Source organism: Streptosporangium nanhuense, from assembly GCF_059358815.1.
Genome location: NZ_JCADBG010000054.1, coordinates 1 through 16,001 on the forward strand (window position 1 = coordinate 1; position 16,001 = coordinate 16,001).

11 protein-coding genes are annotated in these 16,001 nt (G+C 69.0%); 7 read left to right on the forward strand and 4 right to left on the reverse strand.

The window, feature by feature from the left end; genetic code table 11:
• Positions 1 to 827: 827 nt before the first annotated feature.
• The 7 genes from AC5L38_RS43360 to AC5L38_RS43390 all read left to right on the forward strand — a co-directional run bounded on the left by AC5L38_RS43360 (position 828) and on the right by AC5L38_RS43390 (position 11,629).
• Complete coding sequence (locus AC5L38_RS43360) at positions 828 to 3,107, forward strand: rhamnogalacturonan lyase (RefSeq protein WP_495248661.1); 2,280 nt, start codon at positions 828 to 830, stop codon at positions 3,105 to 3,107.
• A 157-nt stretch (positions 3,108 to 3,264) separates the two neighbouring features.
• Positions 3,265 to 3,840 (forward strand): YesL family protein, encoded by a 576-nt coding sequence (locus AC5L38_RS43365; RefSeq protein ID WP_495248662.1) that lies wholly within the window; start codon positions 3,265 to 3,267, stop codon positions 3,838 to 3,840.
• Positions 3,840 to 5,387 carry an extracellular solute-binding protein gene (locus AC5L38_RS43370; RefSeq protein ID WP_495248663.1) on the forward strand — a complete coding sequence of 516 codons (1,548 nt, stop codon included), beginning with the start codon at positions 3,840 to 3,842 and terminating at the stop codon, positions 5,385 to 5,387. Before AC5L38_RS43365 ends, AC5L38_RS43370 begins: the two co-directional genes overlap by 1 nt.
• Before the next feature lie 73 nt (positions 5,388 to 5,460).
• Positions 5,461 to 6,438 carry an ABC transporter permease gene (locus AC5L38_RS43375; protein WP_495248664.1) on the forward strand — a complete coding sequence of 326 codons (978 nt, stop codon included), beginning with the start codon at positions 5,461 to 5,463 and terminating at the stop codon, positions 6,436 to 6,438.
• 11 nt (positions 6,439 to 6,449) lie between these two features.
• Positions 6,450 to 7,367 (forward strand): carbohydrate ABC transporter permease, encoded by a 918-nt coding sequence (locus tag AC5L38_RS43380; RefSeq protein ID WP_495248665.1) that lies wholly within the window; start codon positions 6,450 to 6,452, stop codon positions 7,365 to 7,367.
• Positions 7,364 to 9,856: an exo-rhamnogalacturonan lyase family protein gene (locus AC5L38_RS43385; RefSeq protein ID WP_495248666.1), complete on the forward strand. Its 2,493-nt coding sequence runs from the start codon at positions 7,364 to 7,366 to the stop codon at positions 9,854 to 9,856. The genes AC5L38_RS43380 and AC5L38_RS43385 overlap by 4 nt, the downstream gene beginning before the upstream one ends.
• Positions 9,857 to 10,126: 270 nt before the next feature.
• On the forward strand, positions 10,127 to 11,629 hold the full coding sequence (locus AC5L38_RS43390; RefSeq protein ID WP_495248667.1) for a DUF1996 domain-containing protein: 1,503 nt from the start codon (positions 10,127 to 10,129) through the stop codon (positions 11,627 to 11,629).
• A 172-nt stretch (positions 11,630 to 11,801) separates the two neighbouring features.
• Here the strand turns inward: AC5L38_RS43390 and AC5L38_RS43395 are convergent, their stop codons facing one another.
• From AC5L38_RS43395 to AC5L38_RS43410, 4 genes are all read right to left on the reverse strand, one after another.
• Complete coding sequence (locus AC5L38_RS43395) at positions 11,802 to 13,454, reverse strand: glycoside hydrolase family 27 protein (protein ID WP_495248668.1); 1,653 nt, start codon at positions 13,452 to 13,454, stop codon at positions 11,802 to 11,804.
• The gene (locus AC5L38_RS43400) at positions 13,451 to 13,660 is read right to left on the reverse strand and encodes a hypothetical protein (RefSeq protein WP_495248669.1); all 210 of its coding nucleotides are present in this window, start codon (positions 13,658 to 13,660) and stop codon (positions 13,451 to 13,453) included. Before AC5L38_RS43400 ends, AC5L38_RS43395 begins: the two co-directional genes overlap by 4 nt.
• Positions 13,661 to 13,673: 13 nt before the next feature.
• Positions 13,674 to 15,455: a family 43 glycosylhydrolase gene (locus AC5L38_RS43405; protein WP_495248670.1), complete on the reverse strand. Its 1,782-nt coding sequence runs from the start codon at positions 15,453 to 15,455 to the stop codon at positions 13,674 to 13,676.
• 420 nt (positions 15,456 to 15,875) lie between these two features.
• The gene (locus tag AC5L38_RS43410; RefSeq protein ID WP_495248671.1) at positions 15,876 to 15,992 is read right to left on the reverse strand and encodes a non-reducing end alpha-L-arabinofuranosidase family hydrolase; all 117 of its coding nucleotides are present in this window, start codon (positions 15,990 to 15,992) and stop codon (positions 15,876 to 15,878) included.
• Positions 15,993 to 16,001 lie beyond the last annotated feature (9 nt).

Sequence of the window (16,001 nt, forward strand, 5' to 3'; positions counted from 1 at the left end):
GCGATGGGGGCGCCGTCGCCGGTGGCGAGGTCGAGGACGTCGATCGCCTTGCCGCTGTGCCGGTTGACCAGGACGTAGGAGGCGCCGGTGTCGATGACGGCCGCGGCGGCCGGGGGCGCGGCCACGATCGACTGGCACAACGCGAGCAGTAGCACCATGGCTGCCGTGAAAGCGGCGCCGGCGCCACGGCGATCGTGCCGGACGGGAGGGCTTGGGAGTCTGTTCATGGGGGGTCCTCTTGTCTGGGCGATCAGCAGAGGGAACAGGTCACAATGGTTGTTAGCGTTAACAATCGGGGGCGAGGGCGGCTGCGACTCCGTTCGTGGAGGTCTTCCGGTGCGGGTACGCGAGAAAGGAGGGTGTCACCAATGTTGTTAGCGTTAACAACCCTCTGTGTAACAGGCCGTTCACGATGTTGTGAGGAGGCTGGTTCTTAGTTTTAACACCGACATCGCCCCCGTCAAGGGGCGCGCGCGATCTGCCGGGGCGGTACGGAGGACGCGGCCGATGCCGTGAAACTTTCACCGGACCGGTGCCGGGACACGACGACGGCGAGCAGGGGAACGAACGGGGCGGGACCGGGATCGACGGTGGCGCGGACGCCGAGCGCCACGGACGGTCCCGTCGCGGAAGCCGTCCAGGTCGGGTGCGGTACGAGCCCGCGGACGAATCCTGAACCATGCGCGAAACGCGGGAGCGGCGAGGCGGAGAGGCCGGAAAGTGAACTCCGAATAGCGCGGAGAGCGAAGCCTTGACTGCCGATGTCAACGCTCATAATCTCCAGCAGATATATCGATTTAACCGCTCCGACCCCCAGGAGCTCCGTCATGCGCGCCGCCCGCCTGACCCTAACGATCCTGACCGCACTCGCGTGCACCCTCTCGGCCACCATCCCGGCCACCCCCGCCGCCGCCGGCCCGCGCATCCGGATGGAGCGCCTCGACCGCGGGCTCGTCGCCACGAGCACCCCGAACGGCATCTTCCTGAGCTGGCGTTTGCTGGGGACCGAGGTGACCGGAGCGGGCCGGGACGGCATGCTCGGCGCCGGCTTCCGCCTCTACCGGGACGGCCGCCCGATCGCCACGGTCACCGACAGCACCAACTACCGGGACGTCGCGGGCACGCCCGCCTCCAGGTACGCGGTCGCCCCGATCACGAGGGGCAGGGAGGGCAGGAGGAGCGACGCGGTCCGGCCCTGGAGCGAATCGTTTTACGATGTGCCGCTTCGCAAGCCCGCCGACGGCGTGACCCCGGTGGGCGAGACGTACACCTACGCGGCCAACGACATGAGCGTCGGCGACGCGGACGGCGACGGCCGCTACGAGCTGGTGGTCAAGTGGGAGCCCTCCAACGCCAAGGACGTCTCCCAGCGCGGCTACACCGGCCCGACCTACCTCGACACCTACACGTTCGACGGCAGGCTGCTGTGGCGGCTGGACCTGGGGGTCAACATCAGGTCGGGCGCGCACTACACCCAGTTCCTGGTCTACGACTTCGACGGCGACGGCCGCTCGGAGGTGATGGTGAAGACCGCGCCGGGTACCAGGGTGATCCGCTATGACACCGCCGGGAATCCCCGCAAGGAGCGGTTCGTCACCATGCCGCGGCCCGGCTACTCGCACACCGACGACTACCGCCTGAGCGCCGCGGGCTACTTCGACCACCTCGTGGACATGTTCACGAAGTGGCACGAGCACCCCGAGGTGGTCGCCGGGCGCTGGCCCGCGACGCTGGAGCAGGCCTTCGGCATCGCTCCGGCGCACACCTACCCGCTCACCCGCCAGGCGGCGACCGAGCTCGCCACCCACTTCGTCGACGTCTACGCCCCCTCGCGCAGCGCCAACAACCGCCTGCGGGAGTTCGCCGGCTTCGTCGTCAAGGGCCCCGAGTACCTGTCGGTCTTCGACGGCGCCACCGGCGGGGAGCTGCGGACCGTCGACTACAAGCCCGGCCGGGGAGACGACGGCCTGCTGTGGGGCGACTACGCGATGGCCCGCATCGAGCCGGCCAACCGCGTCGACCGCTTCCTGTCCTCGGTGGCCTACCTCGACGGCAGGCGCCCCTCGGCGGTCTTCGCCCGCGGCTACTACACCCGCACCACCCTGGTCGCCTACGACTGGAACGGCCGCGAGCTCAAGGAGCGCTGGTTCGTCGACAGCGGCCACGTCCCGATGGCCAACCCCTTCAACGCCTCCCCGCACGGCGTCGACGGGAGCGATCCCGCCTTCGCCACCCTGACCACCCAGGGGTTCCACTCGATGAGCGTCGCCGACGTCGACGCCGACGGCAGGCAGGAGATCGTGTACGGCGCGGCCACCATCGACGACGACGGCAGCCTGCTGTACTCCTCCTTCGACGTGGCCCCGCCGAACAGCGGCGTACCCGGCCGGAACGTCCGGCTCGGCCACGGCGACGCCATGCACGTCGGCGACCTCGACCCCGACCGGCCCGGTCTGGAGATCTGGACCGTGCACGAGGGCGGGACGTCGGCGCCGTACGGCTGGGCCATGCGCGACGCCGCCACCGGCCGGGTCCTGTTCGGCGGCTACAGCGGCCGCGACACCGGCCGGGGCATGGTCGGCGACGTCGACCCGGCCGTCCGCGGCCTGGAGGCCTGGTCGGCGATGCCGCCCAACCAGGAGATCCAGGCCGGCCTGTGGTCCGCGCGCGGCGAGCACCTGGGCGTGGTCACGCCCGGCACCAACCAGAGCATCCGCTGGGCGGCCGACATGACCACCCAACTGGTCAACGGCACCGCCACCACGGTGCCGCAGACACCCACCGTCGACGACTTCAGGCGCGGCACGCTGCTGACCGCCACCGGCACCCTCGCCAACAACGGGACCAAGGGCAATCCGGGCCTGGTCGCCGACATCCTCGGCGACTGGCGCGAGGAACTGGTGACGCGCACCGCCGACGGCACCGCCGCCCGCATCTGGATCAGCACCGAGGTGACCGACCGCAAGCTCTACACCCTCATGCACGACCCGCAGTACCGGGTCGAGGTGGCCAGGCAGCAGACGGGCTACAACCAGCCCGCCTACCCCGGCTTCTACCTGGCCGCCGACCTCGACTGGGCCAAGGTCCCCGTACCAGGGATCCGATGATCCGCCGCCGAGAGGCCGGGCCGTCCGAAAGTGTGGCCGTCCCGGCTTCGACGCCATGCGGAGACCGCATCGAGCACCCGCTGCCCGGCGGGAAGATCGGCTTTCGCCGGACGGCTCCGCTGATCGGCGAGCACGCCGATCCGAAGGTGACCTCGCCATGATGCGCCTCTACCCGGCCTTCGACGAGGTGTGGTGGGCCATCCGCCTCAACGCACTGTGGCTGCTGTTCACCCTGGCCGGCGGCGTCGTCCTGGGCGTCGGCCCGGCGACGGTGGCCGCCTACACCCTCGCCCGCAGACACGCGATGGGCGAGACCTTCCCACCCCTGCGCGCGTTCGCCACCACCTACCGGCGGGAGTTCGCGCGGGGCTCGCTGCTGGTGCTTCCGATTCTCCTCGCGGCGGCCGTACTGTCCACCACGACCCTGTACGGCGCGGCCTCCCTGATCGCCCTGCTGCTCCTGGCGATGATCGCGGCATACCTGCTGCCCATGTACGTCCATTTCGACCTGCGGCCACGCGACTACCTCCCCAAGGCGTCGCTGTTCGCGCTCGCCCGGCCCGCGTCCTCGATCGTGCTGCTGTTCGCCCTGGCGGCGACGGCCTACGCGGTGTCGCTCCTGCCCCTCCTGCTTCCCACGCTCGCCGTAGGCGGCTGGATCCAGCTGAACACCTGGCTGGCCTTGCGCTTCTTCGCCGAGAACGAGGCACTCCTGCTTGCGAAAGGCAACTGATGAACACCACCCCCCGCCGGCTGCTGGCCGGCATGTTTGCGATAACAACCCTGTTCGGCGCGGCCGCGTGCGGCAGCGAGAGCGAAGGCGGCCAGGCCGCGCCCGCCGCGCTGAACCTCATGGTCAAGCTCTTCGGCACCGCACCGGACCCCAACGGCGAAATGCACAAGGCCGTGGAGAAGCTCGCCGGCAAGAAGCTCGACATCACCTGGGTGCCGAACGCGGACTACACCTCGAAGACCAATGTCACCCTGGCCTCGGACAAGCTGCCCGACCTCCTGGTCGTCAACCCCAAGGACGCCGCGTTCACCAAGGCCGCCGAGGCCGGGGCCTTCTGGGACCTGACGGACAAGATCAAGAAGTACCCGAACCTGCCCCAGGACCCCCGGGTCCTGGCCAACGCCTCCACCAACGGCAAGAACTACGGCGTCTACCGGATCCGTCCGCTGCTTCGCTCGGCGATCCTGCTGCGCAAGGACTGGCTGGACAAGCTCGGCCTGAAGGAGCCGGAGACCACCGACGATCTCTACGAGATCGCCAAGGCCTTCACCGAGAAGGACCCCGACGGCAACGGCGAGAAGGACACCTATGGCCTGATCCTGCCGAAGTGGCCGGCTCCCACCTTCAACGCCTCCAGCCCGTACAACGCGATCGACGTCTGGTTCGGCGCCCCGAACGGCCACGCGGTGCGCGACGGAAAGCTGGTGCCGGAGTTCGACGCTCCCGAGTTCTGGGAGGCGCAGAAGTACATCAGGAAGTTCATCGACGAGGGTCTGACCAACCCCGACTGGGCCACGCTCGACACCGCCAAGTGGCTCGACCCGTTCGTCCAGGGCAAGGGCGGCATCATCATCGACGTCAACGTTCGCGCCGACGAGCTGTTCCAGCTGTTCAAGCAGGCGGACGCGAGCGACTACCAGACCAAGGTCGCGATGGCGGGCAACCTCGAGCGCCCCGACGGCCGGAAGTTCTCGCTGCCCTTCACCGGCTACAACGACGTCATCGCCATCTCCAAGCAGACCGTCAAGACCGAAGCGCAGCTCGACGACGTGCTCAAGGTGATGGACAAGCTGGCCTCCAAGGAGGGCGCGACCCTCCTGAACAACGGCATCGAGGGAAAGAACTTCAAGCTCGACGGCGAGTACGCAGTCAAGATCAACGACCAGGACCCCGCCGTCCAGACCATCAACAACGACGTCGAGAAGGGCTTCATCCAGCTCGGCACCAGCGCCAGCGTCGGCTCCGCAAGCGACAAGGCGTACGCGTGGAAGCGCGCCACCCCCGAGGAGCAGGCCATCGAGGAGGAGAAGAAGACCCTGTCCGAACTCGACCTGCAGACGGCGCAGCACGACCCGACCCTGCCCTACGTCTCCAAGACCGCGGTGGACAAGGGCGCCACGCTGAACCCGATCCCCACCGACGGGCGGATCAAGTTCCTCGCGGGTGAGCTCACCGAGGAGCAGTTCAAGGCCGAGATCAAGCGCTGGTACGACAGCGGCGGCACCCAGGTCATGGCCGAGCTCCTGGAACTGATCAACAAGGGCTGACGCCCTGACACGCCGTGTTCCGCCGGGGACTCCCACCGAGTCCCTCGCGGAACACACGAGAAAGGAGGCCGCCATGGCCACCGACCTGGCACCGGTGCCCGCCAAGGTGGCCACCGACGAGCCCGCGGGGCCACGCGGCAGGTTGTTCCCGCCTCTGTCCGCGTTCGGGCGCCACCGCTGGCTCTTCCTGATGCTGGTGCCCGGCCTGGCCTACTTCGCCGTCTTCAGGTACTGGCCGATGTACGGCCTGTCCATCGCGTTCAAGGACTTCGTGCCGTTCCTCGGCGTCGAAGGCAGCGAATGGGTGGGGCTCAAGCACTTCGAGGATCTGTTCACCGGGCCCGACTTCGGCCGCCTGATGGGCAACACGACGATCATCGCGCTGCTGACGATCCTGATCGCCTTCCCGGCGCCGATCATCGTCGCGCTCCTGCTCAACGAACTGCGGGTGCGCTGGCTCAAACGCGCGGTCCAGTCGCTCATCTACATTCCGCACTTCCTGGCCTGGACCATCGTCGCGTCGCTGACGTATCTGCTCTTCTCCGTCGACTACGGCGTGATCGCCGACTGGATCCATTCGATCACGGGCGGGCAGAAGGTCGACTACGTCGCCCAGGAGGCGTGGTTCCGGCCGATCGTCATGCTGCAGACGGTCTGGAAGACCACCGGCTGGGGCACGATCATCTACCTGGCCGCGCTGGCCGGAGTCAACCCCGACCTGTACGAGGCCGCCCGCATGGACGGCGCCGGGCGCTGGAGCCAGTTCTGGCACATCACCCTGCCCGCCATCCGGCCCACCATCGTCATCATGGTCATCCTCACCTCCGGAAACCTGCTCGACCAGAGCTTCGAGCAGTTCTGGCTGCTGCGGAACTCGCTCAACGCGGACGTCGCCGACGTCTTCGACACCTTCGTCTACTACGTCGGCATCACACAGGGCGGCTACAGCTACGCCACCGCGGTCGGTCTGTTCAAGGGCGTCGCCGGACTGGTGCTCATCTTCGGCTGCAACTGGCTGGCCAAGCGCCTCGGCCAGCGGGGCCTGTTCTGAAGGAGGGGCGCATGGCGCACAACCTGACCGCGAAGAAACCGGCGGAGACCCCCGCCACGGTGAGCAACCACGGCTCCTGGGGCAGCCGGCTCTTCGACGCGTTCAACATCGCCTTCCTCGTCGGCCTGGCGCTGGTCACCGTCCTGCCACTGATGTACGTGCTGGCCGGGTCCTTCGCCACCGAGGCGGAGATCGCCACCAGGCCGTTCTTCCTGTGGCCGGACACGTTCATCACCAGCACCTACGACTACATCTTCAGCACTCCCGTCTTCCTCAGGGCGATGATCACCACCATCTGCGTGACGGCGGTCGGCACGCTGGTGCAGGTCATGTTGACGCTCACCATGGCCTACCCGCTGTCCAAGCGGGTACTTCCCGGCCGGACCCTGATACTGAACCTGGTCATCTTCACCATCGTGTTCAGCGGTGGCATGATCCCCACCTACCTGGTGGTGCGAGACCTCGGCATGCTCGACAGCTACTGGGCGCTGATCCTGCCTCTGGCGATCAACCCCTTCTACCTGATCATCGTCAAGAGCTTCTTCCAGGAACTGCCGGAGGCACTCGAAGAGGCCGCCCGCATCGACGGCTGCAACGAGCTGGGGGTCTTCTGGCGGATCGTGCTGCCCCTGTCCAAGCCGATCATCGCCACCTTCTCGCTCTTCTACGCGGTCGGCATATGGAACGACTACATGTCGCCCCTGCTCTACATCAACGACAACGACAAGTGGACGCTCCAGGTCCTGGTCCGGATGCTCACCGGCGTCGACGCCGAGAGTTCGGTCTCGGCCTTCGACACGGTGCTCTTCCCCGAGCAGGGCATCAAGTTCGCCGTCGTGGTCGTCGCGACCCTGCCGATCCTGCTGGTCTACCCGTTCCTGCAGAAACACTTCGCCAAGGGCGTCATGATCGGCTCGGTGAAGGAATGACCGAAGTACGCTGGCTCGACGGGCCACGCGGACAGGGCGTCACCTGGGGAGTTCCCTGGCCGCGCGGCACCGTGGCCGCGGGGACCGGTTTCGCCCTGCGCGACGGCACTCCCGTACAGAGCTGGGTCACCGCCACCTGGCCGGACGGCTCGGTCAAGTGGTCCGCCCACGCCATCGGCCCGCAGAGCGACCCCTCCGACGCCTATGAGCTCCGCCCTCAGGCCGTTACCACCCTGCCCGAACATCCGGTCACCGTGACCGGCCGGACGATCCGCTCGGGCCCGGTCACCTGGCGACTCGGCGGCGGGCTCATCGAGTCCATCTCGTACACGGAGCCGGAGAGCTCGCGACGACACGGCTCCCGCGAGATCGTCAGGAACGTCCGCCTGGTCAGCGTCCACGACGACGAGGTGACCGCCACCGTCGAGCGGGTCACCGTCGAGCAGGCCGGCCCGATCCGCGCGGTGGTCAGGGTCGAGGGCACACACGGTGGCCGGCTGCCGTTCACCGCGCGCCTGTACTTCTACGCGGGCTCGCCCGAGGTCCGCCTGGTCCACAGCTTCGTCTGGGACGGCGACCCGGAGCGCGACTTCCTGCGGGGCCTCGGCCTGCGCGCCGACGTGATCATGCGCGACGAGCCGCACGACCGGCACGTCCGGCTGGCGGGGCCGTCCAGGGGGTCCGGCGAGGCGGGATCGGCGACCGGGTTCCTGACCGGGTTCCTGACCGAGGCCGTGCGCGGCCTGACCGGCCTGCGCCGCGACCCCGGCGCGGCCGTACGGCGGGCGCAGGTCGAAGGGCGGGCCGCCGATCCGTCGGCGCTGGCCGACCACCTGCACCTGATTCCCACCTGGAGCGACTACACGCTCGACCAGAACAGCGCCGACGGCTTCCTGCTGCGCAAGCGCACCAAGCCGGGGCATGGCTGGGTGACGATCCCCTCCGGCACCCGCTCCCAGGGGTACGGCTATGTGGGCGGTGTCAGCGGCGGTCTCGGCTTCGGCCTGCGTGACTTCTGGAAGCTCCATCCCACCCGGCTCGACATCCGCGACGCCGCCACCGCCCTGGCGACCGCGACCGTCTGGCTCCATTCCCCCAGCTCCCGGCCCATGGACCTGCGCTTCTGGCACGACGGCCTGGGCCAGGAGAGCCACACGGAGCAGTTGAAGGGCCTGGAGATCACCTACGAGGACTACGAGCCCGGGTACGGCACGCCGTACGGCATCGCCCGTACCCACGAACTGTCGCTGTGCCTGTTCGAGGCCACCCCGCCGAACGAGGAGCTGGCCGAGCGCGCCGCCGGTCTCACCCCGGGGCTGCTGGTCGCCTCCCCTGAGCGGATCAAGGAGGCGGGCGTCTTCGGCACGTGGGCCCCGCGCTCCGACGACGCGCCGATCGAGGAGCGGCTGGACTTCCTCTTCGACCACTACCTCGCGCAGCAGGAGCAACGCCGCTGGTACGGGTTCTGGGACTACGGCGACGTCATGCACACCTACGACGCCGACCGGCACAGCTGGCGCTACGACATCGGCGGCTACGCGTGGGACAACTCCGAGCTGTCACCCGATCTGTGGCTGTGGTACCAGTTCCTGCGCACCGGCCGTGCCGACGTGTTCCGCTTCGCCGAGGCGATGACCCGCCACACCGGCGAGGTGGACGTCTACCACCTGGGCCCCTGGAAGGGCCTGGGCTCCAGGCACAACGTCCAGCACTGGGGCTGCTCCTGCAAGCAGCTGCGCATCTCCAGCGCGATCTACCGGCGCGTGTTCTACTACCTGACCGCCGACGAGCGCACCGGCGACCTCATGGACGAACTGTCCGAGGACGCGGTCGCCGCACTCGACCCCCTGCGGAAGTATCGCGACGTCTCCGAACCGAGGATCGGCCTGGGCACCGACTGGGGCGCGCTCGCGGCGATGTGGCTCACCCGGTGGGAGCGCCACCGAGACGTCGGCGCGCGCAACAAGCTGCTGGGCACGATGGCCGATCTGGCGATCCTGCCACACGGCTTCCTGGCCGGGGAGGCGGAGCTGCGTGACGGTCGTCTCCGCCGGACGGCGGACGAGATCGCCCTCTCCCACCTGTCGGCCGTCTTCGGGTTGCCGGAGGTCTGCGCGGAACTGATCGACCTCGACCTGGGGGTGGCCGGTTTCGAGGAGGCGTGGCTGGAGTACTGCCGCCGCTATCTCACCGACCCGGAGCTCAGGGGTGTCTCGCTGATCCAGGCGCACAGCCGCCTGGCCGCCTACGCCGCCGGCCGTACCGGGGACCGGAGTCTGGCCGACGTGGCCTGGCACGCCTTCGACGTCGGCGAGGGCGACCAGCTCAACGTCAACCCCCTCCAGGCCCAGCGCGACTGGCAGCTCATCCACGTCCGGGATGCGAGCGTCCTCATGCCCGTCGACGAGGCTCCGTACGTCTCCACCAACGACGCCGGCCAGTACGCGCTGGCGGCGATTCAGCTCCTGGCACTCATCCCTCGGAGGTAGCCACTCGCCAGGGAGCGGACCTTGTGCCGGCCTCTCGCGGGGGCGCAGACATGTGGCCGATCAAGCGACTCCACGAAAGCCGGAGCACATCAAGGCCTCCGGCGATCCCGGCGCGGTTCAGGCAAGACGCGGGAGGAAAAAAATATTCTGAGCTTCTCGGAAGTTTTCGTTATCCGCCCGCGGCCTGCGGGTCTCCTGTTGTAGCGGCGCCCGCGAGCGTCGCCAGAGGTCCCTTCCACGACTTCCAACAGGACAAGGACTCCATTCACTATGAGCACAACCGCCTCGAGCGGCATTCGGGCCGGACGCGCGTCCGTCGTACGCCAGGTCCGCCGACTGTCGCTGGCCGGTGTTCTCGTCGGCCTTCTGAGCACCTCCGCGGTGAGCGTCGCCTCCCCGGCCGCCGCCGCCGACGTGCCTCTCTCGCAGGGCCGTACCGCCGTCGCCTCCTCCGCGGAGCGCGGTGACCTGTCGGCCGCCGCCGCCGTCGACGGCAAGACCGCCACCCGCTGGGGCAGCAAGTTCAGCGACCCGCAGTGGCTCGCGGTCGACCTCGGCAAGTCCAGCGCCATCAAGAAGATCGTCATCAACTGGGAGAACGCCTACGCCACGGCGTTCCAGATCCAGACCTCCGCCACCGGCAGCGGTCCCTGGAAGACGGTGCACACCACCACGGCGGGCAAGGGCGGCGTCCAGACCATCAACGTGTCGGCCACCGGCCGGTTCGTGCGGCTGTACGCGACCAAGCGGTCCAGCCAGTACGGCGTCTCGCTGTGGGAGTTCCAGGTCTTCGGCACCGGCTCGGGCACCTCGAACCCGACCCCGAGCCCGAGCTCGACGCCCAAGCCCAGCTCGACCCCCAAGCCGAGCTCGTCCCCGAGCTCGACGCCCAAGCCCAGCGCCACCCCGACCACCACCGCCCCCGCCACCGGCTGGGTGCCGGTGAACCAGGCGGCGTGGAAGAAGGCCCTGGACATCTACAACAAGGTCGCCCCCCAGGCGGTCCCCGCGGGAATCGTGAGGGTCCCCGAGTTCCACACCAACTGCACCGTGGCCAACGAGGCCAAGGACGACCCGATCGTGCTGCCCGGCCTGGTCGGCGCCTCCCACATGCACACCTTCTTCGGCCCGAAGGTGTCGGCGAACACCACGACGGAGGACCTGCTCAAGAGCACCACGACCTGTGACGCTCTCGGGGACAACAGCGCCTACTGGGCGCCGACCCTGCTGAAGAACGGCAAGACGGTCCCGATGAAGGACTTCCGCGTGTACTACGGCTCCCGGCTCAAGGACCCGTCGGAGGTCGTGCCGTTCCCGCCGGGCCTGCGCGTGGTGCAGGGCGACGCGAAGCGACAGGTTCCGACGCCGAAGGGTGCCAGCGGTCAGTTCTGGTGCGCCGGCAGCGCGGAGACCGGCCGTAGCGACGACGGCAACTGGCCCGTCTGCGCGAAGGGCGGCAACCTGATCTACCAGCTGACGTTCCAGGACTGCTGGGACGGCAAGCACATCGACTCGCCCGACCACAAGTCGCACATGGGACCGGCCAAGAACGGCACCTGCACCGGCGACTACCCGGTCGCGGTCCCCAACCTCTCGTTCATGCTCGGCTACGACTCCCTCGGCGGTGACGGCCTGTCGCTGTCGTCGGGCCTGCCGTCCTCGATCCACGGCGACTTCATGAACGCCTGGACGCCGGAGACGCTCGGCGCGCTCGTGAAGGTCTGCCTCAACGCGAAGGCCAAGTGCGGCACCACGCCGGGCTGGGGTCGCTGACCGATCCCGGTCGGCACTTCGCATGACATGACGTGCCGGTGATCCCGCGTTCCGCGGGGTCACCGGCACGTCGCGTTCAGCCGTGAATCGATCGACGGCCGCGCCGCCCGGCACACCGGCGCGGTCGCGTGTCACCGGCCACCTGAGGGGCCGGATCACGAGCGCGTCGCGATCAGGCGCGGTTCCACCGCTGGTTGGCGGCGCCGGTGCAGGTCCAGATCTGGATCCTGGAGTTGTTGGCCGTGGCGTTGTTCGCCACGTCCAGGCACTTGTTCGCGCCGACGGCGGTGATGGTGCCGTCGGAGTTGACGCGCCACTTCTGGTTGTTCTGGCCGTTGCAGTCCCAGATGAGGACGCCGGTCCCGTCGGCGGTGCCGTTGTTGTTGACGTCCAGGCACTTGTTGCCGTAGACCCGCAGCTCACCGGCCGCGGTGGCGGTCCACTGCTGGTTGCTCTGGCCGTTGCAGTCCCAGAGCACCACCAGGGTGCCGTTGGTCTGGGAGGCGCCGGTCACGTCGAGGCACCTGTTCGACCCCACACCCCGGAGCGGGGACGTGGACGCGGTGGGCGTGGGAGTGGGCGTGGGGTCGGGGTTGGGCGTGCCGCCACTGACCCGGAACACGACGGTGCCGTGCGCCGGCACGCTCGCCGAGATGTTCCCGGTGGTCGAGGTGACGGCGTTGCTCCAGGCGTCGCGCAGGCCGAAGGAGTTGCCGGACAGGCCGATGGCGGACGTGGTGGTGCTGATCGTGGTCGTGCTGCCACCCTGGTTGAACAGGGCGACCGCGACGTCGCCGTTGCTCAGCCGCTTGGCCAGGATGCGGCGCGTGCCGTCGTTGCTGACCTGGGTGGCCTGGAGGCCGAGCGTGTCCTGGTTGATGGCGATCAGGTTCTGGTTCTTCATGATCGTCTGCGTCGCCGTGTCCATGTTGCGCACGTCGTTGCCGGCGATGAGAGGTGAGGCCATCATCGCCCACAGGGCGAAGTGGCTGCGCATCTCGGTGTCGTTCATGCCGCCCCGGCCGACCTCCATCATGTCCGGGTCGTTGAACGCGCCGGGCTTGGCGTAGCCCGCCAGCGGCACGGTGACGTTGACGATGTTCTGGATGCCCATCGGGTAGCCGTTGGTCTGGCCGGTGTTCCAGGCGTTGGTGATGTCCTCGGTCGTACGCCAGATGTTGGCGACGTCACCCCAGTTGCGCTGCGGGCCGGTCTTCTCGTGGATGCTGTTGGGGTTGATGCTGTAGAGGATCGGCCGCCCGGTGGCCGCCAGGGCGTCGCGCATCTTGGCGAAGATGCGCACCTGGTCGTTGATGGTGCCGGTGGGGGAGCACCAGTCGTGCTTCAGGTAGTCGACGCCCCAGGCGGCGAACTGCCGGGCGTCCTGGACCTCGCGGTCGAGACTGCCGGTCGCGCCGGGGTAGGCGCCGAAGTACTGGGCGCAGGTCTTGTCCAAGGGGGCCTGGTAGATGCCGAACTTCAGCCCTCTGGCGTGCAGGTAGTCGCCGAGCGCCTTCATGCCGCTCGGGAACCGCGACAGGTTGGGCTGGAGGTTCCCGGCCGAGTCGCGGTTGGGGTCCATCCAGCAGTCGTCGACGACGACGTACTGGTAACCCAGGTCACGCATGCCGTTGCTGACCAGGGCGTCGGCCGTCTGCTTGATCAGGGTCTCGTTGATGTTGCAGCCGAAGGTGTTCCAGGTGTTCCACCCCATCGGCGGGGTGCGGCCCACACCGTTCTCCAGCGCCTGAGCCTGGGTGGCGGGGGTGAGCGCCAGGGTCAGCGCCGCCAGGCTCAGCAGTACCCGTGCTCGTTGTCTTCTCATCGGTGTCGCTCCTCGCGATGGTCGGGCGCCGGCGGCCGGGGGGTGGTCGCGCTGTCGCCGGTGATGGGGTCGAAGGTGGTGTTCGTGCCGGCCGCGAGCGGGCCGTTCCGCCGGGGCGGGACGAAGGCGGTGCTCTCGCCGGCCGGCCGCCGGACGACGAGGGTCACGACCGTGACGGCCGTCGGCGGTGACCGGTGTCCTGGCACGGCGCGTCTCCCGTCACTGGAAGGAGGCGTCGTCGAGGTAGAGGCCGTCGGTGCCCGCCGCCGTCTCGACGTAGAAGGAGGCGTTGGTCAGCGTCCCGGTCCACGAGACCGTCGCGGTGCCGGTGAGCTGGGTCCACCCGCCGGCGTTGACCGTCTGGGCCGGGGTGAGCTGGACGTAGCTCGTCGTGCCGTTCGCGGTGAGCGTCAGGGTCGCCTTCGCGCCGGGGGTGCCGCTCTGCGAGCGGACCCACACGCTCGTGGTGTAGCTCTTGCCGTTGGTGAGCCGCGCGGTCACGTTCTGGTGCGGGCCCTGCCAGGCTGACGTACGGCCGGAGTTGAGCAGGGAGCGGCTGCCGCCGTGGGCCACGGTGGTGGCGGAGGACAGGGTGCCGCCGGAGCTGGTCCAGTTCGTCGTGCCGTCCTCCATCGTGCCGTTGACCAGCAGGTTCCCGTCGCTACTGCCCCCGCCCGGGGTGAACTGCCACCAGTTGAGGTTGAACAGGTAGCCGCTGCCGCCGGTGAAACGCAGGTAGAGGTCGCGCGTGCCGGTCGCGCCCGACACCGGGCAGGTGACCGAGGTCCAGCTCTGCCAGCCGCCGGTGCCGGGGACGGTGCAGGTGCCCACGAGGGTGCCGGTGGCACCGCCGAGGCGGGCCTCGATCCGGCCGCCCCCGGTGCCCGAGGCCACCCGGGCGGTGAAGGAGGACGCCCCGTTGCCGAAGGCGACGCCCTTGACCTTGACGTAGTCGCCGTTCTCGATGAAGCCGACGTTCATGCCGCCCTCGCCGGAGGCCTCGGTCTCCACTCCCGACGCCCAGGCGACGGTCTCGGCCTCCTGGCGGACGTACGGGTCGAGGGTGCCGACCTGCGGTGGCCCGGCGGTGGTCATGTTGATGGTCGGGATGGTGCCGTCGGCGTTGTAGGCGAACCTCTCCACGGCCACCGAGCGGGTGTAACCGCTGCCGCCCGGCAGGGCGCCGTTGTGGTAGAAGAAGTACGAGTTCCCGGCGAAGTCGACGATCCCGGCGTGGTTGGTGAAGCTCGCCCCCTGCCTCGGCATGATCGTTCCCCGGTAGGTCCACGGCCCGGTGGCGCTGGGAGCCGTGGAGTAGCCGATGAACTCCGAGCAGCATTCGGCGGCGAACACGTTGTAGTAGAGGCCGTTGCGCTTGAAGACCCACGGCCCCTCCTCGTAGAGGGTGGGGCGGGCGGCGTTGCCGTTCCGCGTGCCGAACCCCGCCGTGGTGAGCGGAATCTGGGTCGCGCCGCCGGAGAAGGAGATCATGTCGGTGTTCAGCCGGACGTACCACAGGCGGGGGTTGCCCCAGTACAGGTAGGCCTGGCCGTTGTCGTCGATGAACGCGTGCGGGTCGATCTCGCCGTTCTCGACCAGCGGGCGGCCCAGCGCGTCACGGAAGGGCCCGGTGGGGCTGTCGCCGACCGCGACGCCGATGGCCATCCCGCCGGTCGCCCGGTTGCGCACCGGGACGTACCAGTAGAACCTCCCGTTGCGGGGGACGACGTGACCGGCCCAGGCGTTGGCGTCGGCCCAGGCGAAGGTGGCCAGGCTCATCGGGGAGCCGTGGTCGGTCCAGTTGGCCATGTCCGAGGAGGAGTACACCCTCCAGTCGCGCATGGTGAAGTACGTCGAGCCGTCCTCGTCATGGCCGGTGTACACGTACACGCGGCCGTTGTGGACGAGCGGCGCCGGGTCGGCGGTGTAGATCGTCTGCACGATCGGGTTGTCGGCCCTGGCCGGGGACGGCGACAACGTGGCCAGCAGAAGCAGGCTCACGGTCCAGAGAACCAGGCAGCGGGCTTTCCGGCCGGCCGTGCGAAGTGCGGGTCTCACCTGATCGTCTCCCTCAGGCGGATGTTCGACGGGGGGTGGTGGCCCCGGACGTGGCGGGTCGAAGTCTCACCACGTCCGGGGCGGTTCAGAGGGGGGTCGGCGGGGGGAGCCGGTCCGGGGCGGCGGCTCCCCCCGCCGGGGCGGGCGGTGTGACGGCGCGGATCTCATGGTGATCCTTTCGAGGTGGACCCCGGGCCGGCAGTCGTGTGCCCGGCTCCGCGTTCCGTCGCCACGTGACCCGGGCGGGCTCGGCCCTCGCGCCGAGCCCGCCGTTTCGGTTCCGATCCGGTCCCGATCGCGTTCATCCGAGGGGATGCGTCCTCGCCGGTGAACCTCAGGAACATCGGATCGTGTGTCACCCGCTCAGCGCTGCAGTGTCAGCAGGCCGGGCCGGTAGGGCAGCAGGCCGTAGTCGACGCCGTCGGAGTTGGGGTTGCGGCCCTGGTAGAGGAGCTGGAGGTTGCAGGGGTCGACGGTCATGGTCTGGTC